This is a genomic window from Streptomyces sp. NPDC001828, from assembly GCF_042892175.1.
Taxonomy (GTDB): Bacteria; Actinomycetota; Actinomycetes; order Streptomycetales; family Streptomycetaceae; genus Streptomyces.
Genome location: NZ_JBIATV010000013.1, coordinates 151,146 through 171,681 on the forward strand (window position 1 = coordinate 151,146; position 20,536 = coordinate 171,681).

Consider the following 20,536-nt stretch of genomic DNA (forward strand, 5'->3'; position numbering starts at 1 on the left):
TTAACGCAGAGCCTGCTCGAACACGCTCTTGTAGAGGATGGCCCCGCCGACCTTCGGGTGGAATGACGCCGTCCCGACCTCGAGCGTTCCGAAGTTGTCTGCCTTCGAGAGGCCGGTCTTCACGATGCCGTTGACCTGCTCCGGGTCGCCGCAGACTGCCTTGTTGTCGAACTCCTTGCGGGGATCGGCGAAGGAGGCGTTCGCCCCGGAGGTCGTATCGGCGTCCGCGACTGCCCCCTTCATCTCCTCATTGAGGGTGTCCGCCAGCTGGTTCAACCACGGCGCTTCTGCACTTCCGATGCCGGGAATACACGAGCCGGATCCCGACAGAAGCTCCGGGTACCCCATAAGAATGATCTTCGCGTGCGGTGCGCGATCGGGGGCGCCCCAGCAGGCGCCACCAGAGCGGGGACGCATCGTCAGGCGGCGGGCAGCGGGTCGGCTGTGCCGGGGTACGGGCCGTACGACTCATCGGTCGAACTCGCCGACGCGCAGAGAAGCATCAGCGCGATGCCACCGATGCCGGGAATCAGGCCGACGAGGATCATCCAGCCCGAGCGGCCGCTGTCGTGCAGGCGGCGTACCGTCACGGCCCACGTGGGCAGCACGGTGGCGGCAATGTAGATGTAGCAGGGGATCGAGCTGAGCCCCAGGAACTGCTCGGCGGCGATGAACGCGATGATGATGGCGGAGTCGAGCAGCCAGAACATCCAGTACTCGGCGCGCGTGGCCCGGCCCTTGAACGTGGCGTACTTCTTCAGGACATCGGTGTAGTAGTGCACGGCTGATCCCCCCACGGGACAGATGAAATGGCTTGTCCCGAGCGGAGCAAGTCAAGGCGAGGAACATAAGCCACGGATAAAGAGCGGGTCAATCGAGATTGCCCCAGGTCAACGGTGGGGCCGGCAGCGACCGGGGACACATCCGCGAAGACGGCATGACTGTGGCGCACCGCGACCCGTCCGCCGCACCCAACTGGCATGAATCCAAGGCGACTTCGCCGATGCCTGTGTCATGGAACCGTATCGACGCTTGGCTTGCCCAGAACGCACCCCTGATGTAAGTCGCGCTTGATCCTCCCGCAACGCGCTCGGCCATCGCCGAGGCGGAGCGGGCCCGGGCAGCCACCTAGCGAAAGCAGCTGCGAAGGGACACGGCATCCCGCGCCGCGAACCCCGCCTGCCGCCGAGCGGGAACGCCGCTGATCAGTGAGTCCGAGTCACACCGGTGCGCACGCAGCCGGATTCAGGACCACCGTGGCCTGACATCGGGTTGGTGCGTCGCGTTGGGACACATCTGCGTCCTGTGGCCGGGCGGGGGCGTGATCCGAAACAGGCCAGGACGGCACGGCATGCCGTCGCCCCGGCGTCAGCCGCTGCCGTGATCGATAGGGTGCCCCAATGATTCTTCATCGGGGGAAGGTGCGCCTCGCGGCGCGCGCGGGGGTGGCCGTACTGATGGTGTCGATATCGGCCTGCGGCACGCGCACGGCCGACTCGCCGCCGGGAGTGGGCGGCGTCGGCGCCGAGAAGCTGGGGTTCGAACGCCACGCCGACAGTGTGCAGTGGCCCGGGACCAAGGACGAGGACTACGTCGCGCCCGGCGAGGGACTGCAGCTCCTTGCCCGGCAGGGCAACTGCGTCCTGGGCATCGGCACGTACGCCAACGGCTACGGATACGTGCCCGTCAACTGGTCCGGCAACGCGGACTGCACCAAGCTCGCGCTGCATCCCGACCCCGCAGGTTCGTCCAAGGACGAATCCGGCGTGCCGAACTCGATGTGGCACGGAGTTCCCGGCGGCGGAATTCCGGCCCAGGCGGTGGTCGAGTGGGGTGACGGGTCGCAGTTCTTCGCATCCAGCGTGGTCCGTGTCCGCGAACTCGACGGACGGGTGCGACAGTTGGCGGATCTCAAGTTGCCCTGGGCCCTCAAGGAGTCGGACACTTCGGACCGCGGGACGGTCAGCTCGGCAGTTCGCAGTGGAAACCGGCTCCTCATCGGAGGCAGCGAGACCGTGTCGGGGGCCACTGGGCCCTTCATGTACGCCTCGGACGATCGCGGTGCGACCGTGCATCGGGTGACTCTGCCGGCGGAAACAGTCAGTGGGAGCCGGTCACCGGTCGGCCCGATGGCGGCCGATGGCCCAGAGGTGATCGCCGTCGGCAGCTACTCCTCGAACGCCTTCACTCAGGAAGCCACCGGCACTCTGGTGATCTGGCACTCCTCCGACAGCGGAGGGCATTGGGCCAAAATGATCGTGAACGGAATGCCGACGGGCACCAGAATGCATGCCGCGTTCCGGGCGGCGGGACGCTGGTTCGCCGTGGGAGACGTCTCAGGGGCACCCACGAAGCCCAATGTACCTGTGCTCCTCACCAGTCCCGACGGTGTCGCCTGGACGAAGGCCGACACCACGGCCATGGGTGCCGGCGGCGTCGTCGCAGCGACCGTCGACGCCCAGGGGCACCCGATCATGGTGGGCAGTCTGCGCATGCCAGGCAAGCTTCCACAGAACCCGGCGAGGTACTGCGGCGCGGTCTGGACCGGGGACGGAACCCCCTCAGGTTGGCAGCGCGGCGAACTCGGCTGCCACTCCCAACCGCCCGCCGCCGTGACGACCCTGGCGAACGGAACGGTGGTCATCGCCGGTAACAGCGACCTGTGGCTGCGCCGCTGAGCTTGCCGATTGATGTCCTGCGGCTGTCCTGCGGCCGGCGTCGGCTGCCTGGCATCCGTGCGGCAGTCACTGCCGCTCGGCAGCGAGTGCCAGGTCATGGATCGTGAAGTGGAGTTGCACGTCGTCCATCGACTCCGCCCACAGTCCCCCGGCGTCGAGCACGGAGTCCCCGACCATCCGAGCCTCAGCGACGAGTTATGGGTCGCTTCGGTCGTAGGCGGGCTGCCAGCACTGCGGGCACCTCCGCCGGTGGCGGTGCAGACCAGGATGTGCGGGGCTTCGGCATACAGGTCGACGGCGATGCGCCGCCAGTCGGTGCCGATACCGATCAGGGTTGTCCCCTCGGGCAGTGCCGCTATCCGCTCACGCAGATCGGGGGGCGGAGGCCGGCCACGGCCAGGACGCCCCGACAGAACTGTCCGGGCCAGGGCCGCTCGGAACGCGGGCCGAGGGACCGCGGATGACCGGTCACCCGCATTTGCGGCAGCGCTATGGCGCCGGTCAGGCTGGTGAAGCTCCCCATAGCCAGCGGCGGCAGCTTCCCGGGAAGGCCGCTCGGCCCGTCTCCGTGTGTCGGGCAGGCCGAGCAGCCTGGCGCTACTCGGTCAGTGCAGTCAGTGCGTCCCGAGCAGCCGCTACAACACCGGGCCAGGGCTCTGAGGCCATGAACTCGGCATCCGACGCATCGCGGCCGACCGTCTTCAGCGCGGAGTCCAGCGCATTGGCCAGCGCGCTCATCGCCCGTACCTCAGCATCCGATGCCAGCGTGTACCCGAGGGCGGCTTCAGGTGCGTCAAGCACGGTGGCGTCGTTGAGGATGTTCACATTGAGCGTGAAGTCGTCGAAGAAGTTCGGCTTCGGGTAGATCCGGTCGATCCATACCCGCTGCTGATATTCCGGGTCCGACAGCGCCCGGACAGCCGAGATGACCTCGGCTCGCATCTCCGGCAACGTCACCTGAGTAAGCTTCACGGCTTGTTCCACTCCTTCCACTTGCGCCAGTGCGTGAGCGCATCTGCGACGCGGGATTCTCCTTGACGGAACCCCCGATCGACGTTCCGTCCCGGCCAAGAACCTTCCCATGGCCGCGCGGAGCTTGCTCTCGGGTCGTGGCCGAGATGGTCTTGCTGGTCATCGTCTGGCCTTCCGCAGAACGGTCCGTGCTTCGGATTTCGGATCGCTGCTGTTCGAGGGCCGCGCGATGGCCGGGGGCCGGGCGGCCGGTGCGCGACCCGTTCGGACGGGTTAGGCGCCAGCCCTTGACGTCGGTTCTGGCATTGACGTGCTCGACGAACGCCTTGATCCCTTCGTTCGCCGTGTGCCGCTGTGCCGCTCCGCGTTCCGGACCTCTCCGGTGATGCCGGTGAACAGCTGCTCAGGATGCGAGCTGATCCTCTCGGCCAGGGCGAGAGCTCGGGCGACCGGCTCGATGATCCACCATGACTGCGGGGGAAGTTCGGCGTTTCCATTTATGGATGGAGCAGAGGCCGGGACGGCGATTTCAGCGACCGCCACCCTACGTTCGTCAGCGGCAGGGGCAAGGGCAACCATCCGGCTGCGGCCGCAGAAGCGGCGACCGTCCCTGATGACGGGCTACGCGGCCTGATCCGCGCCGCGCAGGAAGCCTGAGCGAACTCGAGCCGCGAGCAGCGCGACGGACGTCCGCACGCCTCCACTCGCCTCATGCGATACGGCCGCCATCTCCTGCACACGAACCGTCATGGGCGGCGACTGTCACGCGGCGGCCCCGGACAGGCGGAGGCAACTCGGGACTCGCACAGCCCGTCGGCGGTCCCGCGCCCGGCGAATCCGGATCCCACGGCGTCCCAGTAGGGCGGGGTGGCCGCGAAGTAGGCGACGAGGCCCCGGTGCGCTCGTCCCGGCAGGGCTTCGCGTCACGGCCGGCGACGGGAGTGCCCGGGCTTCCGAGCGCCAGACAACGTCGGAGGGGTGGCACCACGACTCTGGTCGTGGTGCCACCCCTTACCGGCGCGGGAGCGCATCGGCTCAGTGCACGTCGACCCCGGTCCAGGCGGCCTCGACCGCCTTGAACTCGGCGCTGTCGGCGCCATAGAGGTCCGTCGCAGCCGACAGGGTGCCCTTGCGGGCGTCGGCGTAGTCGGTGGTGGAGGTGAAGTAGCTGGTCAGCGCCTTGTACCAGATCTGGAGGGCCTTGTCCCTGCCGATGCCGGTCACCTTGGAGCCGTCCTTGGTCGGCGAGTCGTAGTCGACGCCCCCGATGGTCTTCGCGCCACTGCCCTCCGAGAGGAGGTAGAAGAAGTGGTTGGCGACACCGGACGAGTAGTGGACGTCCTCGCCGCCGACGGACGAGCTCCAGTAGTCGGCGGAACCGCCGTCCTTGCTGGGCTTGTCCATGTAGCGCAGCGGCTTGCCGTCCCCGTTGATGTTGATCTTTTCGCCGATGAGGTAGTCGCCGGGGTCCGCGCTGTTGTTCGCGGCGAACTCGACGCCGGTGCCCATGATGTCGCTGGTGGCTTCGTTGAGGCCGCCCGATTCACCGGAGTACTCCAACCCGGCGGTGTTGGAGGTGACGCCGTGGCTCATCTCGTGGCCGGCGACATCGAGCGAGGTGAGCGGGTCGCTGTCGTTGGTGCCGTCGCCGTAGGTCATGCAGAAGCAGGAGTCGTCCCAGAACGCGTTCACATAGGCATTGCCATAGTGCACGCGCGAGTAAGCTGCCTTGCCGTCGTTCTTGATGCCGCTGCGGCCGAAGGTGTTCTTGTAGAAGTCCCACGTCGCCTGCGCGCCGTAGGCGGCGTCCGCGCCGGCGGTCGCGGCGTTCGTGGTCTTCCCGTCGCCCCAGGTGTCGTTGTCCTGGGAGAACAGGGTGCCGGTGCCGTCCTGCTGGTGGTCGAGGTTGTACGTCTTGTGACCGCCGCGGGAGGCGTCGGTGAGGGTGTACGACGAGCCCGACTGCGTGGTGGTGAGGTCCACCTTGCCGCTGTACTGGGTGTTCCCGACGCCGGTCTCGATGCCCTGGTACTGGAAGAGCGTCTTTCCCGTGGCCGCATCGGTGACAACGTGCAGCTGGTTCGGGGTGCCGTCGTCCTGGAAGCCGCCGATCACGGTTTCGTAGGCGAGGACCGGCTTGCCGGCCGCCGCCCAGACGACCTTGCGCGGAGCGCGGTCGCTGGTGGCCTTGGCCGAGCCCCTGTCCTTCGCGAGGCCCAGCGCCTGCTTCTGCGCCGTGGCCGCCGTGATGCGCGGCGTGGTGGTCGCGAGGTTCAGCGTCGCCTTCGACGCTCTGGTCACGCCCTGGGTCGTGCCGGACTCGGAGGTGTGCACGATCAGGTCGCCGCCGAGCACCGGGAGGCCGTCGTAGGTGCGCTCGTAACGGGTGTGGACGGTGCCGTCGGCGTCCTTGACGACGTCCTTGACGACCAGCTTTTCCTTCGCCCCGAGGCCTATGTTCTCGGCGGTTCGGGCGAGTCCGGCCTGCGCGGTCCGCAGGAGGCCGGTGCGGGCGGCGGCCGACAGCGCGACGGACGCTCCGGCCGGTCGTGCGGAGTCGGCGGTGGGCCGGGGGGCGGCCGAGGCCGTGAGCGCGGTGCCCATCAGGGCAGCCACGGTGGAGGTGGCGATGGCCGCCGCGAGGACGGTGCGCTGACGTGTGTTGCGGGGGGTCATGCAAGCTCCGCTTCCGTGGGGGGATTTGACCGGCCGTGTGGAGACGGTCCGGTGCGAGCTACGTGGAGGTCACACCCGTACGACAGGGGCATGACAACACACGATCGGGGGTCCACGGCTCATCAATTCTCCTGATGGGGCGTCCAGTTGGTGGGACTACCTCGAGACAACCCCAGGTGACCGTGCCAGCGCTATACACCCGGGTAACTAATGACAAGAACCCCACGCTGCCTCCATGCGCGTCTCACCGCCCTTTACGTTGTGGACACCGTGCGAACTGGTTGAGAAGACATTGATCACAGCGAAGGGGAAGCGGCTGCCGCACGCACGGCGCCCACTGCGGCTCCCGTCGACGGCCCTACAGAGATGACACTCAGTCACATTAATTGCGGTGGCCATCCGTTGGACTCCCTGGCGGCTCCGAACTGCAGCGCAGGGCGCGGGAGCCGTTCCCTCATCGGCAGGCAGGCAGGGCGGCCGGCCCGCGCCGGGAGACGCACCGTCCTGCGGGCTCCCGACTCCGCGCCGTCCGCCCCCGCCCGCTGCGTGGGGTCGATAGGAACCGGCGGTGGCCCACACGTTCCACTGCGACGCCGCCGAGAAGGATCCTGCGTACTGATCTCAGCGTGACCGAGCACGCGGCCGTCATGTCGGTGCGGGCCTCCCTGGAGGAAGACCCCGTTTTCCGACCCTGCCCGCGGACTGCCCGACGCCGCCCCCCTCTCGGAGCCCTACGCGATCGACCTGCTCCCCGAGCAGACCGGTATACGCGGCATCACCGTCGTCCACCGGTTCAGCGTCGACCTGGACGTGTCCCTAGCAAGCCTTTGAACTGAAGGGCACCGCTCCTGACCAACGACGGCATCCGTCTGCGCGAATCGACGTTCTTCAGTGTCCACCCGGCCAAATGGCGGCTTAGCAACCTGACGGAAAACAACGGGGTCACCGAGGCGTCCCTGCGGAGCTAGGGCAACGAAGGTTGCGCGACGATCCCGGCGAGCATCGCCAACCGGGAATAGGCATACCTGACGACGGCCGTCTGCGGGGAGGACGAGCTGCAACGGTTCTACATCCACCGCGATGTACCGGGCAGCCCGAAGATCGGTGTGCAGAACAAGGGCACCGGCTTCAGGATGGGCCACGACCGTTACGCGGACGGGGAGTCGATCCGCCAGCACTCCAGCGGTCGGCACGACGGCACGGGTACGTACACCCTGACCGGAGTCTGACGGCCCTCACCCTGTAAGCGCGGTCCCGCATGTGCACCCCCGGCATCCCGGATCCATGTGGGGCCCTCGGCGTCTCGGGCCCAAGCCAGGACTTGGGGTCGCAGAAGGTCCGGCAACACACGCTATCCGAACCGTTGATCGCTGACGAGCTACTGGCGTCCTCGGTGACGCACGGGTGGAAGAGGGCTGGGAGCTTCGCCGAAGACACGAGCCTGCAGTGCAGCGCGTTCGGTGCGCATCGCTCCAGCCTGCTCAGCCACTCCAGGAAGTGCGGTGTCACGGTCTTCTGCCCCTCGATGTCTACCTCGGCGTTCAGCGGCGCCCCCGCGTTGTTGTGGCTGGGCTCGGAGTAGAAGACGAAGTTCAGGTATCCCTACTCCGGATCGGTCAAGTTCAGGTTGATTGGGTCGTAGGTGACGTGGCCCTCAGATGCGGGCTGGGCCGTGGTGGTCAGGAGACGCGGTGTTCCGGGCACAGGGTGAGGCCGCAGCTAAGGAACTGGCGGTGTCGCCGGGCCCGATCCTGAGGGCGCTGGAGACGGCAGCGCCTTCGACGTCTCGGTCGAAGGCGAACGGGATCTTGGGGCTGGCGGCATCGACCACGGTGCAGTGGGCGGCTTCGACGGTGTGGTCGACGCAGCCGGTGATGCCGCCTTTCACGATGTCCCGACGCGTTGTTGCGTCCCAGACGTTGGTCTGGAGGTAGATCCCCCCGGTGGAACAGTCCTCCTCGGAGTCCGCACCGAACATGCACCATCCAAGCATCACGGCGTGGGCGTGGCGCTGAAGGTAGACGGCCGTGCCCAGAAGCCGGTCGACTTGCTTCGCCACGTTCTCGCGGGCCTCCTCGGGGCTGACGAGGGAGGTATTCGGGTTTATGGGGTTACACCCGGATCTTCAGCGCCGCCAGGCTGGGGGCGAGGGTCGTCGGCAATGCTGAAGCAGGCCTACCAGGTTCACGTCTCCGTACCGGCGAGACGGGGGGCAGTTCCTCGGGGTAGTTCTCCAGCGTTCGTGGCAGGTAGGTCAAGGTTCCTCCCGCGTGAGGTGCCAACGCCCTCGATTTCCAGGCCTGCTCGCCGACCGTCGCGGATGAAGTCGCCAATCGGCCGTGTGCGGAATCACACGATCACGCCGCAGGTGCCGGGCGGGAGCGAGTGCCGAAATCAGGCCGGGGCAAGCGTTAAGCAACGCCCGCCCCGGCCGGTTTGATCAGTCCTGTCTCGGGGTCAGAGGTGCCGGCATCATGGCAGCGAAGATTCCCTGGAATACCCCTTGAATGACCAGCGGAATTAGGGCGCCAGAAACCAACATGACCCAAAGGGGGATCAAGAGGAGAATACCTGTCGTAACTTTGAGCTGCTCGGCAGGCATTTTCTGACCTCGATTACCGATGAGCAGGATAATGACCAAAGAGGGGACAGCAATCAGCAGGAACATTGCAGGACACGCGGACATGTAGTCCTTGAAGGATGCCCACCTCGACATTTCTGCGAAGGTCCCAGGCTGGTGCGGATCCTGTCCCGGTGGTGCGACGGCTGCCGTCACAGCCCATCCGATCACGAACGTCATACAATAACGTACGGCGCAGAACGCAATCCAGCTCTGCTTTTCTTCTGAAGTTGGATCATTTTCGCCGTTTGCCATGGCTCCTCAGCATCCTACAACGCATGTGCCATCTCTCCATACCTTGTTAATTTTAGAGAACCCGATAGGAGCCGCATCCAGGCCGTTCACCGCGCCGGAAGAGTGCGCCATGCTGTCAGTTGCCAGCGTGTGCATCGCTTGGCCCCGCTGGTATTGATAGACCTCCATGTCGGGATATGCATCACCCGATCGGGTTACATAGGTTCCCTTTTCAGTGAACCGGATGTTGAAGTCGCCGTCAACCGAGAAGATCGACATTAGGCTGTTTACTGCATGAATGCTCAGATTGAGACCGTTCGCGTCACCGTCGCCATTAATGATGTTTCTCGCGAACACGGTCTTCCATGACTCCGAGGAATTCAGGTAAATGGGGTCGGCGGGTATCGTCACAGGGTCGCCTTCGATCATCCTTGGTTTGCCTACCTTCCCCAACCCGCCTTCTTCGACGATACGCCGTCCGGTTGTTCGAGAAGGGGTGATGGTGAAGGTGACATCGCCCGTCGCAGTATTCCAGACGACCTTCATTCGGTAAGGGGCAGCCGGGTCGTCTGTGAAGCCGCGATCATCTCCCAGCAACATACCCATCGCGGCCTCTTGGGTATGAATAAAGAAGCGGGCGACGATCACCCCGCGGTCGGGTCCAGCCCCCACATTAAAGTGGATCGCCCTCGAGCCGTCGGCCGCGAGCTGGCCACCGTAGCCGCTGGCTCCACTACCGCCGCCTCCGCCACTACTCCCTCCCCCGCCACCACCGGTGCTGACGGAGTTGCAGCTGCTGGACGTCTTGTACGTATCGTTGCTGGAGCGGTTGCAGTCAGTATTCGTGGTTCCGTCGTTGTTCCAGCCTCCGGGGTAGCAGGCTGCGCCGCCCTCGCCACACATCTGCATCTGGCCCGAGGGGTCGCTGTAGAGGAGTGGGTTGTTGCTGCCGTAGGTGTATCCGTGGGCCTGCTGGGGATCTGTCAGGTCCATGATGGGGTCGACGGATATGAAGCGGCCGATGGCGGGGTCGTATTCGCGCGCGCCGAGGTGGGTGAGGCCGGTGTCGGTGTCTTTGGTGCCGCCGATGAAGCCCTTGTCTCCGGCCCAGTTGGCGGGCTGGTTGCCGCGGGGGGTACCGAAGATCCCTGATTTGCGGCGGGTGACGGTCTGGGTGGCGTCGGCGGTGACCTGGGCGCTGCCGGTGCCGTGCGGGTCGCTCAGGAGGTAGGTGAGTTTGGTGCCGGTGCGCATGGCGACGGTCTGTCCGCCGACGGTGTAGTAGCGGGTGCCGGTGACCTTGCCGGCTTTGTCGAGGTGGAGTTCGTTGCCGCCGGGGAGGTAGAGGGTGGTGCCGGTGGAGTCGCGTCGGACGAGGCGCTGTCCGTCGGTGTCGTACAGGTAGCTGCTGGTGTTGGTGGCGTCGGTGAGGGTTTTGAGGTGGCCTTCGTCGTCCCAGGTCAGGGTCTGGGTGTTGGGTCCGGTGGTGCGGGTTTTGGTGTTGCCGTCCTGGTCGTAGGCGTAGGTCTCGTCGTGGGCGGCGGTGCCGCTCTGGCTGACCTTGGGAAGGTTGTGGGTGCCGGGGGTGGGTGCGGCGTAGGTGCGTGTGGTGTCGGCTGCGGGGCCGGCGGCAGTCGTGTGCTGGGTTTCGGTCTTGCGGTTGCCGACCGGGTCGTAGGTGTAGCTGGTCCAGTACGGGTCCTGGCCGCCGACGACCCCTGCGGAGGGGGTGGTGGCGCACTGTTCGCCGGTGTTGGTCCAGGCTTCGGTGATGCGGCGCAGTGCGTCGGTGGTGAAGCACTGGGTGTCGGTGGTGCGTGTGGCGTCCTGGCCGAAGGCGGCGGCTACCGAGGTGAGGTTGCCGGCTGGGTCGTAGCTGTAGTGAGTGTCGTCGATGCGCTTGGGGCTGGCGTCGCGGTCGTTGGTGACGCGGGTGGGCCGGCCGGTGTGGTCGTCGTATTCGGTGGTGGTCCACACGTGCTGGTTGAACTCGCCGTATTCCTGGCGGAGCGGCTTGCCGTAGTGGTCGTACGTGGTGGCCGAGATCAGCGGGTCGCTGCCCGCGTAAGCGAAGTTGACCATGCCGTGGACCGCTGTATAGGCCGTGGAGACCTGCTCTTCTGGCAGGTCGCCGAGAGCCGGGTGGTAGACGTACTCCTGCTGTCCGCTGTTGTTGTTGTACCCGGCGAACCACTCGTAGGTGCCGGCGAGCTTGCCTTCGCTGGCAGGCACGGTGGCAACAGTGTCATTAGGGTTGTAGAGGTCGTCGTATCCGGTGATCTCGGTGGTGTACGCGTCCGAGCCGACATAGCGGGTCGACTTGCTGAGCTTGCCCTTGGCGACGGTGTCGTACGTCCAGGAGGCGAGGGTACTGGTGCCCTTCTTGAGGGCGGTCTTGCGGCCGAGGGCGTCGTAGTCGGTGTGCAGCGTGATGCCACGGGCATCGGTGGTATCAGTGGCTCGATCACCCTTGTCGTAAACGGTGTTGGTGACGCCCTTGTCGGGGTCGTCGATGCCGGTCTGGCGGCCGCGGGTGTCGTAGGTGTAGGTCCACTTGGTGCCGGACGGGTCGGTGACCTGCTCGAGGCGGCCGTAGTTGTTGTAGCTGTACAGGGTGGACTGGTAGGTAGTGCGGTCCGCGTCGGTGTACTGCCGCAGTTCGGTGGTGCGGCCGAGCGCGTCGACGACCGTCGTGGTGCTGGTGCCGCCCTGCGGCGGAATGACGGTGGTGGTGTCTCCGGTGTAGCTGGTGCTGATCTTTTCCTTCACATCGCCGAACCGCTTGCCGAGCACTGCGATGGCGCGACCCGCACCGTCGAACTGCGTTTCCGCGGACGCGGGATAGTCGCTGGATTCCGCGCCCGTGACCAGAACAGGTCCGGCTTTACCGGTGGCGTAGTAGGTACCGGAAGTCCGGTTGGTCTCGCCGCGAGTGTTGTAGAAGGTCTCGCTGATCAGGCGCCCGGAGCGGTCGGGCGACTCGGACTGCGTTTCCCTGGCACGAAGTAGCCCGTCGTAGAAGGTGTAGCTGGTGTCGAGCTGGTTGTCATGGGTGAGGCTAGTCCGGGTGACCAGCGTCGGGGCGTCATTGCGGACCTGGTAGGTGAATGCGTAATTTGGCGTGCTGTAAGTAGCTGCGGAGCGTGTGGGTATCCAGACCTTGGAGATCCGGCCCAGGGCGTCGTACGCGTTGGTTGTGATCTTGCCGTTGGCGTCGGTGACTTGCGTCGGCTGGCCGCGTAGTGGTTCGAACAGAGCGGTCACCGTGTGGCCCAGCGCGTTGGTGAGCACGGTCTTGGTGGGCGGTTCACCAGCGGCCGGGGTGTAGGCGGTAGAGGTGGTGTTGCCGTAGGCATCAGTGGCGACGAGGCCGCGGCCGTATTGGTCGTAGCAGAGCTGCTTGTTGAGCGGGCCGCAGGTACTGGGGACCGAGGAGATGGTCTCGTAGTCGGTGCCGTCGCCCTTGAGCTTTTCGGTCTTCGTGACGTCGCCCTTCGTGGGGGCGGCCTTCAGGTCGGTGTTGTTGTCGAAGTAGGTGCGGGTGTCGTCGGTGACGTAGCCGCGCACACCACATGCCGTGGGAGTGGTCCGGACCTGGGAGACCTTGTCGAGAAGCCAGATGCTGGTGTTGCGCACGTAGGTCGTGGTGGTGCACTGCTCGTCGCCGGTCTTGCCGGTGTCACCGCTCTGGAAGACCGAGTCGACCATGCCGTAGTCGTCGAAGTGCCGCGTCAGTTCGGTGGTTCGTGAGCCGCCGGTGATGGTGGTGCGGGTCGATTCCTTCTCGGTCCCGGTCTGGTAGGCCTCCAGGTCCGGGAGCCCTGCCCGGGTGCGGGCGGCCTTCTTCTCCGACCGCCACGGGGTGTTGGAGGTTCGCGCGATCAAAGCGCCGCCGTCGCCGTTGAACGTGGCGGTGGAGCGGGTCATGCCCCCGAACTGTTCGCGGTCGGTGACGGCGATGGCGTCGGCGCCGTCGCTGTCCTTGACCTGTGCGCCGTCGATGCCCCGGAAGAACCGGGACTCGGTCAGGGTCTTCGAGTCGCTTCCAGTGCCCTTGCGGGTCTGGACGCGTTCGTAACCGCGCCCTATGGAGTAGCCGCGGTCCTCGGGCTTGGTGAACTCGTCCGTGCTCTTGGCCCACTTGGCGCCGCCGAGGTAGCTGTACTCGGTGACGGTGTCAGGCGTGTTGGCGAGGTTGTCGCCTTCGGTGACGCGCTGGACGACGTAGGAGTTGAACCAGTCCTGCTTGGCCGTGTCGCCTTCGTAGGCCCACTTCACCGGGTAGCAGCGGGTGGTGTTGGTGTCGTCGGCCGGAGGCAGGGTGGTGGCGGTGCAGTCGGGGTCGAGGTAGTCGACGCCGATGGTGCCGCCCGATTCGGTGGTGATCTGGGACATGCGCAGTCGGATAAAGGGTGCGAGGCCGTCGCCGAGTTTGTCGACCCGGTTCGGCTTCTGCTGCCCGGCGAACGTCACGGGCGGCAGGGTCAGGCTTCCGGATGACTTGCCGGTGCGGGTGATGGACTGCAGCCACATCGGCGTGGAGACGCCGTCACCGGCCGGGGGGAAGCCCTGGTTCAGGGCCCAGGAGTCGACGTCCTGGTAGGCGCCGCCGGTCAGGGCCTTGGTGGTGATGTTGGTCAGACGCTTGCGGGACCAGAACGTGGGCGAGTACTTGTCCTTGCACTCGGTGGCTCCGTCCTTGCAGTACAGGTCGAAGGGGACGTCCGGCCAGTTCCTGGCGTTGGTCTCGTCGAAGGTGCCGCAGGAGGTCAGGCATCGCTCCGAGACGTCGAACTTGACCTGACCCATGGCCTTGGCGCTGTAGACGGTGTCGGAGCGCAGGCCGTAGTCGATGTGGTCGAGCCAGCCGCCCCGGGTGTACGGCGTGACGGTGGCTTTGCCGGTGGTCTCGGAGACGTTGCGGCCGTAGTTGTTGGTCTCGGTGTTCCAGTAGTACGCCATCGCGGAGCCGTGCACGTCGACGACGTAGTCGAGCTGCCACCGCCAGGCCTGCTGGCACCAGGCGGATGCGAACGACGCGTTGTAGCAGGGTTCCCCGGACTGGTTGCCGAACACCGGCACCGTCCACGCCGAGTTGGTGGTCGGAGTGGTGGAGTCCTTCCAGCCCGGCAGGCGGTTCAGGCCGAAATAGTACTGGGTCCCGTCAGTCGTGGTGACCTTCCAGTGCTCACCGTCATTGTCGCCATTGGTGGCACCGGTCAGCTTCTCGACCTTCTCCGCCGAGTCGGCCGCCGCGTGCCAGCCGGTCTTGGCGTCATAGACCAGTTCAGTGTTCTTGCCGTTCAGCGACATCGTCGCGTTGTCGTTGAACCAGCACAGATCACCCACCTTCGTGGTGTTTGTGCCGCCGGTCTTGTCGTCATTGCATGACTTGTAACGGCGCTCAATGAACCCGGGCTCCATCGACCAACCGTCACCGAGCCAGCCGGACTGAGCGTTCGAAGCGGCCGTCAGCCCGTCCACTGACTGCGAGTTGTAGCCCAAGGACAGTTGAGGCTGCGTGGCTCCCGGAACGGACGGCACGCTGAGCGGATAGGACCAGTGGAAGGCGCCTGTCGACCCGCCGGAATTCCATGATCCGGAGGCCTGCAGTGAGGTGGCCTTGTAGTCGCCCGTCCCGCCGGAGGCTCCCGCGGTGGCCGCAAGAACCGTTGCTCCTGTCGCGGCCCGTGACATCAGCGGCTGCGCCGCTGCCAGCGGAGCGTTGGCGGCCAGCGTTCCCGTCTTGGTGTTGTTGGTGGTCGAAAGGGGCTTCTGTGTGCGACATTTGGCCACTTCGGGGGTGGTGAGGGCGCAGGCGGGGAGTTCGACGAGGTGCAGGCGGGCGGCCCAGTCGCCGCCGTAGGCACCCTTGAAGGCCGAGTAGTCGACCTCGACCGGGGCCGTGCCCGGCCGGGTGACCTGGTCGGTACGGGTGAGGGAGAGGAGCAGTCCGTCGACACCGGCCTTCTGGGCGGTGGCCCGGGCGGCGATCGAGACCTTCACCTTGGAAGGCGCGTCCGCTCCACGGTCCTTGCTTCCGCCGACCGAGACGGGCAGTGAACCGGCCCGCTGCTTACCGGTGGCAGAAGCCGACTTGGCGGCCGGCGCCATACCCGCGCTCTTGCTTCCGGCCGTGGCGGTGAGGTCGACGTCGGCCGAGCCCGCGGCCGGCCAGACGACCTTCGGCTGCTTCCAGGGATTGGCGGCTGCGTCGTCCTTCTTCCTCGCCCCGCCGGCCGGGGCCTTCGTCACTGCGACAGCCTTCGGCTGCTTGAGGCCGGGCAGTGCCGGGCCTTCGCTGCCGACTGCCACCGATACGGCAGGCAACAACCCCACCGTAACCACAGCGGCTACGGAAACCGCCAATCCACGCATGCCGAAACGGCTCACGCCCCACCCCTCGCCCATTCTTTAAATGACCGCCGGAGCGTAACAGAGCTTGTAAACAAACTGTCAAGCATTCGTTTCCTCAGATCATACCCAACCGATCCGAACGGTCTCTTTTGCCATCCACGACTCCCCGAGACACGCTCAACCACTGGACAACGTGCAGGTCAGCTGCCCTACGTAAAGTCACGGTAAATAGATCCCATGTGTCCCCTTTGAGTGGTCAAGGCACGAAAGGGGCAGCTTGTGGATGTAAAGGAGATGTGTCTTCCATCGGTTCTGGAGCATCGCTTGAGTCTGGATTCTGGAGTTATAGAGTCACCAACAAATTCGCCAATCGAAAGAATGGAAGAGGCGTACATGAGACGGGGTAGAAACTGGCCGCGGGGGCGCTTTCGTGCCAGCGCCGTAGCGGCCTTCGTGGCCGGCGCCGTCGTGGCTCCGGTCGTCGTGGCCCTGCCTGCGGCAGTGGTCATAGCCGGCGCGGCTCCGGCCGTTGCTTCTCAGCCGCCATCGGACCCGGTCTCGCGGGGGGTGATGAGCGAGGAGGACTATGCGCTGCAACAGGCCAAGTCCACTGGAAATCCTTATGAGTTGGTGTCGGCGCGGACGGAGGCGACCGATACGTGGGCGCAGCCGGACGGCACGTTCACGGTGCGTCAGTACGGGCAGGCCGTACGAGTCTGGCGCGCTGGTGCGTGGGTCGCGACCGACCCGACTCTGGTGTTCGCGGCGGACGGTTCGGTGGTGCCGAAGGCCGCCACGGTGCCGGTGAAATTCTCCGGCGGCGGCACGGGGCCGATGCTGTCGGGCGTGAAGGACGGGCGCACGCTGTCGCTGTCGTGGCCCAAGGCGCTGCCCAAGCCGACCCTCAGCGACAACATCGCCACCTACCCGGAGGTACTGCCGGGGGTTGACCTGCAGCTGAAGGCCGAGGTAGAAGGCTTCTCGCAGCTCCTGGTGGTCAAGTCCGCGCAGGCTGCGCAGAACCCGGAGCTGGCGACGCTCAACTTCGCCACCAGCACGGTCGGTCTGGACATTGCCAAGGACGGTGACACCGGGACGCTGGTGGCCACCGACCCCGCCGGGCAGACCGTCTTCACCAGCCCGGCCCCGATGATGTGGGACTCCACGCCGCAACCTGCCGATGCGGGTGCGGCCCCGGCCGCCAAGTCGGCGAAGCGCGCGCTGGCGGCCGGGGAGGACGCCAGCGCACCCACCAACGGCTTCGAGCCCGGCGGCGGCGCCAAGGACGCGGTGATGGACACGGCGCTGACCGCCAACTCCCTTGCCATCACGCCGGATCAGAAGCTGCTGACCGGAGCCGACACCACCTACCCGGTGTACATCGACCCGAGCTGGGGCTGGGGGGACCGGCAGAAGTGGAGCTGGACGCGCGTCTACGCGAAGCATCCGGACATCTCGTACTGGAACGCCAACGAGGACGTGCGAGTCGGATATGAGCGGGAGACCAACGGCCTGTCGCGTTCCTACTTCCGGCTCGACACGAGCTACGTGAGCGGGGCGCAGATCCAGTCCGCGACCTTCCGTATCCGGAACACGTGGTCCTGGTCCTGCGAGGCGCGACCCGTCAGCCTCGCCCGGTTCGGTGACATCTCGCCGAAGACGACGTGGAACAACAAGCCGTCGCAGATTGGCGGAGTGTTGGACACGGTCAACGATGCGAAGGGATGGAGCGGCACCCTGTGCGCCGCGGGGAACCTGGAGTTCAACGCGACCTCCGCGTTGCGCGACAGCGTGGGTGCCGGCCAGAACAGCCTGACCCTCGGCCTGTACGCCGGCAATGAGTCCGACACCTTCGGCTGGAAGAGGTTCGACCCCAAGACGGCCGTCCTGGAGGTCAAGTACAACCACCCGCCCAAGAAGCCCGACCACCTCGGCACCAGCCCCCAGACCAGTTGCAGTGCTGGGGGCGTCATCGGCAACAGTACGGTCAGTGTGTACGCGCACGTCGATGACCCTGACGCGGGCAATCTGACAGCGCACTTCCAGGTCTTCAAGTCGGGTGTCACGAAGGCCGTCGTAGACACCAGCATCCCGGCCCTGAAAGGCCGCTACGCCACCCTCGTCCTGCCGAACACCTCAATGCCCAGCGGCGACTACACCTGGAAGGTCCAGACCGAAGATGGCGATCACGCCACTTCGGCCTGGAGCGACACGTGCAAGTTCACGATGGACCGTGACCGTCCCAGCCATCCGCCGACCATCACCTCCACCGTGTTCCCCAACGGTGACCAGGGCTGGCCTGACGAGCCCAACGGCAACGTCAACGACAACGGCCACTTCACCTTCGGGCCCAACGGCGTCACCGATGTCACCTCCTACAACTGGTGGACCGACTACGACCCCCAGGTCAACCGGGCCGACACCAGCGCTCCCTTCACTGACGAGATCAGGCCCCCGGTAACGGGCCCGCACATGGTCTACGCGTACAGCGTGGACAAGGCCGGCAACCGCTCCGACACCGCCACCTACCTCTACTACGCCGACGGAACGGGTGTGCGGGACGATGCCGGCGACCTCAACGGCGACGGCTTCAAAGACATCTGGAGCGTGGACTCCAACGGCACGCTGCTCACCTACGCGGGCCACGGCAACAAGGAATTCTCCGTCGCCACCAACGGCGGCGGCGCCTTCCCCGGCCAGCAAGTCGCCTCTAGCGGCGACTGGGGCCAGGACGGCAAGAACGACCTGGTCTCCCTCGAATACAGCGATTCCACCAGGCAGAACGTCCTACGGGTCTACCCAAACAACGGCCGCGGTGTCATCAATCGTGACGGCTACAGCGCTTTCGACCTGAACGTCGTCTGCCCCCAGCCCAGCCCTTCGGGCCTGTGCAAGGGAATCACCGACGACCACTGGTCGAACGCCGACCAAATTCTCACCGGCGACTTCAACGGAGACACCAAGTCCGACATCCTGGTCAAGCAGGGCAAGCAGCTGTGGGCCTACTACGGCGACCATTCCGACAGCCTCACCCACGGCCGCAGCCACCCCGTCCTCGTCGGCGGATCGGACTGGGACCAGTTCACCCTCATCAGCCCGGGCGACATCAACAATGACGGTCTGCCCGACCTGCTGATGCGCAAGGACGACACCGGCGACATCTACCGCACCTACGGTGAGGCCGACCCCAACGGGACCCTGAACACGGCAACCTTCGGCACCGCACCGCGCCGCACCAAGCTCGCCGGGCTCACCCTCAAGAAGGCCGACTACCCCACCATCGGCTCCTCCGGAGACCTCGACGGCGACGGCATCGCCGACCTGTGGGGTCGCAAGACCGACAACACCGTGACCGGCTGGCCCGGTCAGGCCACCGGCGGCAACCTCACCGGATTCGGGCAGCCGTTCACTATCGACGGCTCCGTGGGCGGCCGCCGCATCACCCCCGGTACCCGCCTCACCTCCGGCCAGTCCGTCACCTCCAACTCCGCGAAGCTGACCATGCAGGCCGACGGCAACCTGACCATCGCCTCCAACGCCAACAAGGTCATCTGGTCGACCAACACCGCGGGAAACCCCGGCGCCACCGCGCTCCTGGAGCGCGACGGCAACATCACCGTCAACAAGGCCGGTGACGACTCGACCTCACTGTGGAGCACCAACAAGGCCACCGAAGGCAAGGGTGACCACTTGGCCGACGGCTACGCCACGCTCCAGGACCGCGGCAACCTGGTCGTCTACAACGCCAAGGGCCAGTCCCTGTGGTCCAGCGGCACAACGATCCGCCACGACTACAACGGCGACGGGCGCAGCGACCTCGGCGCCTGGTACTCCTACGCCGACGGGCATTCCGCGTTCCAGACGTTCCTGACGAACTCCGACGGCACCTTCAACGCGCCGTTCGGGTCCTACACGTCCGCGGTGGGCAGCTGGAACGTGAGCAGGATGAAGTTCGTGACCGGTGACTTCAATGGAGACGGCCGTGGTGACGCGGTCATGACCTACGACTACGGCGGCGGCCTGATGAAGGTGTACACCTGCTTCGGGAAGCCGGACGGAGGGTTCCAGTTCCCGGTCCTGTCTTACACCTCGAACGCCGGCAGCTGGCATCCCGAGAGCATGACGTTGGAGGCCGGCGACTTCAACGGAGACGGCCGTGACGACCTCGCCGTGTGGTACCAGTACGCCGCCGGCGGCAACCGGCTCTTCACCTTCACCACCAACCCCCAGGGAATGTTCAACTACCCTCTGGGCACCGACGGTGCCGCTCCCAGCAGCTGGGACGTGAAGCGCAGCAAGTTCGTCACCGGGGACTTCAACGGAGACGGCCGCGACGACCTCGCCGCCTACTACAACTATCCCGGCGACGGCAGCGGCAAGCTGTTCACCTTCCTCGCCGCACCCACCGGCGGCTTCGCTCCCGGAACGTCCATCTGGGGCGATGCCAGCTGGAGCGACCTGAACCGCCTCGAACTCCATGCCGGTGACTTCAACGGAGACGGCCTCGACGACGTCACCCTCTGGTACGACTACGCCGATGGCCACGACGGCCTGTCCACCTGGTTCCTCAGCGGCAACCGCGACGGAAAGCTCGACAACGCCAGGCAGGTCTGGTCCAGCGGGCCGGGCAACTGGGAACGCAACCAGATGAAGATCTTCACCGGAGACTTCGACGGGGACGGCCGCGACGACCTCGCCTGCATGTTCCACTACCTCAGCACCGACATCTCCAAGCTGTTCACCTGGACCACCAAGCCGGACGGCACCCTCAACCCCGCCGCAGGCGGCTACACCGGCAACCCCGCCAACTGGAGCTACGGAGCCACCACACTGCTCAAGCCCTACAACAACTAGCCCCCCCACAACCCAGCGGCCCCGCCCCGGACTTCGACTCCGGTGCGGGGCCCTCGACCTTCTTACACAGCTCAGCGCAGCCGGGCTTCGGCGGGCATAGCCCCTGCGGCCAAATTGCTGGTGACCCATACGCTCAGTGCTGCGA

9 protein-coding genes and 1 pseudogene are annotated in these 20,536 nt (G+C 66.0%); 3 read left to right on the forward strand and 7 right to left on the reverse strand.

Annotated elements, in window-relative coordinates:
* Both ACFYZA_RS30975 and ACFYZA_RS30980 read right to left on the reverse strand, forming a co-directional pair.
* Positions 1 to 276 (reverse strand): hypothetical protein, encoded by a 276-nt coding sequence (locus ACFYZA_RS30975; RefSeq protein ID WP_388494027.1) that lies wholly within the window; start codon positions 274 to 276, stop codon positions 1 to 3.
* A 143-nt stretch (positions 277 to 419) separates the two neighbouring features.
* Positions 420 to 797: a DUF805 domain-containing protein gene (locus ACFYZA_RS30980; RefSeq protein ID WP_382600091.1), complete on the reverse strand. Its 378-nt coding sequence runs from the start codon at positions 795 to 797 to the stop codon at positions 420 to 422.
* 603 nt (positions 798 to 1,400) lie between these two features.
* Here ACFYZA_RS30980 and ACFYZA_RS30985 point away from each other — a divergent pair.
* Complete coding sequence (locus ACFYZA_RS30985; RefSeq protein ID WP_388494029.1) at positions 1,401 to 2,678, forward strand: hypothetical protein; 1,278 nt, start codon at positions 1,401 to 1,403, stop codon at positions 2,676 to 2,678.
* Positions 2,679 to 3,275: 597 nt separating this feature from the next.
* Here ACFYZA_RS30985 and ACFYZA_RS30990 read toward each other — a convergent pair.
* Both ACFYZA_RS30990 and ACFYZA_RS30995 read right to left on the reverse strand, forming a co-directional pair.
* Positions 3,276 to 3,650 carry a hypothetical protein gene (locus ACFYZA_RS30990; RefSeq protein WP_388494030.1) on the reverse strand — a complete coding sequence of 125 codons (375 nt, stop codon included), beginning with the start codon at positions 3,648 to 3,650 and terminating at the stop codon, positions 3,276 to 3,278.
* A 1,035-nt stretch (positions 3,651 to 4,685) separates the two neighbouring features.
* A complete protein-coding gene (locus ACFYZA_RS30995) occupies positions 4,686 to 6,326 on the reverse strand; it encodes a M4 family metallopeptidase (protein WP_388494033.1) in 1,641 nt (546 codons plus the stop codon).
* Positions 6,327 to 7,138: 812 nt separating this feature from the next.
* On the opposite strand from ACFYZA_RS30995, the pseudogene ACFYZA_RS31000 reads away from it, so the two are divergent.
* A pseudogene (locus tag ACFYZA_RS31000) lies at positions 7,139 to 7,555 on the forward strand (hypothetical protein); the annotation flags it as partial.
* Positions 7,556 to 7,980: 425 nt separating this feature from the next.
* On the opposite strand, the gene ACFYZA_RS31005 reads toward ACFYZA_RS31000, so the two are convergent.
* The 3 genes from ACFYZA_RS31005 to ACFYZA_RS31015 all read right to left on the reverse strand — a co-directional run bounded on the left by ACFYZA_RS31005 (position 7,981) and on the right by ACFYZA_RS31015 (position 15,519).
* A complete protein-coding gene (locus ACFYZA_RS31005) occupies positions 7,981 to 8,385 on the reverse strand; it encodes a hypothetical protein (protein WP_388494034.1) in 405 nt (134 codons plus the stop codon).
* A 381-nt stretch (positions 8,386 to 8,766) separates the two neighbouring features.
* Positions 8,767 to 9,201: a hypothetical protein gene (locus ACFYZA_RS31010; RefSeq protein ID WP_388494037.1), complete on the reverse strand. Its 435-nt coding sequence runs from the start codon at positions 9,199 to 9,201 to the stop codon at positions 8,767 to 8,769.
* A gap of 6 nt (positions 9,202 to 9,207) precedes the next feature.
* On the reverse strand, positions 9,208 to 15,519 hold the full coding sequence (locus tag ACFYZA_RS31015; protein ID WP_388494039.1) for an RHS repeat-associated core domain-containing protein: 6,312 nt from the start codon (positions 15,517 to 15,519) through the stop codon (positions 9,208 to 9,210).
* A gap of 588 nt (positions 15,520 to 16,107) precedes the next feature.
* Between ACFYZA_RS31015 and ACFYZA_RS31020 the strand changes: the two genes are divergently transcribed.
* Positions 16,108 to 20,391 carry an FG-GAP-like repeat-containing protein gene (locus tag ACFYZA_RS31020; RefSeq protein ID WP_388494041.1) on the forward strand — a complete coding sequence of 1,428 codons (4,284 nt, stop codon included), beginning with the start codon at positions 16,108 to 16,110 and terminating at the stop codon, positions 20,389 to 20,391.
* Positions 20,392 to 20,536 lie beyond the last annotated feature (145 nt).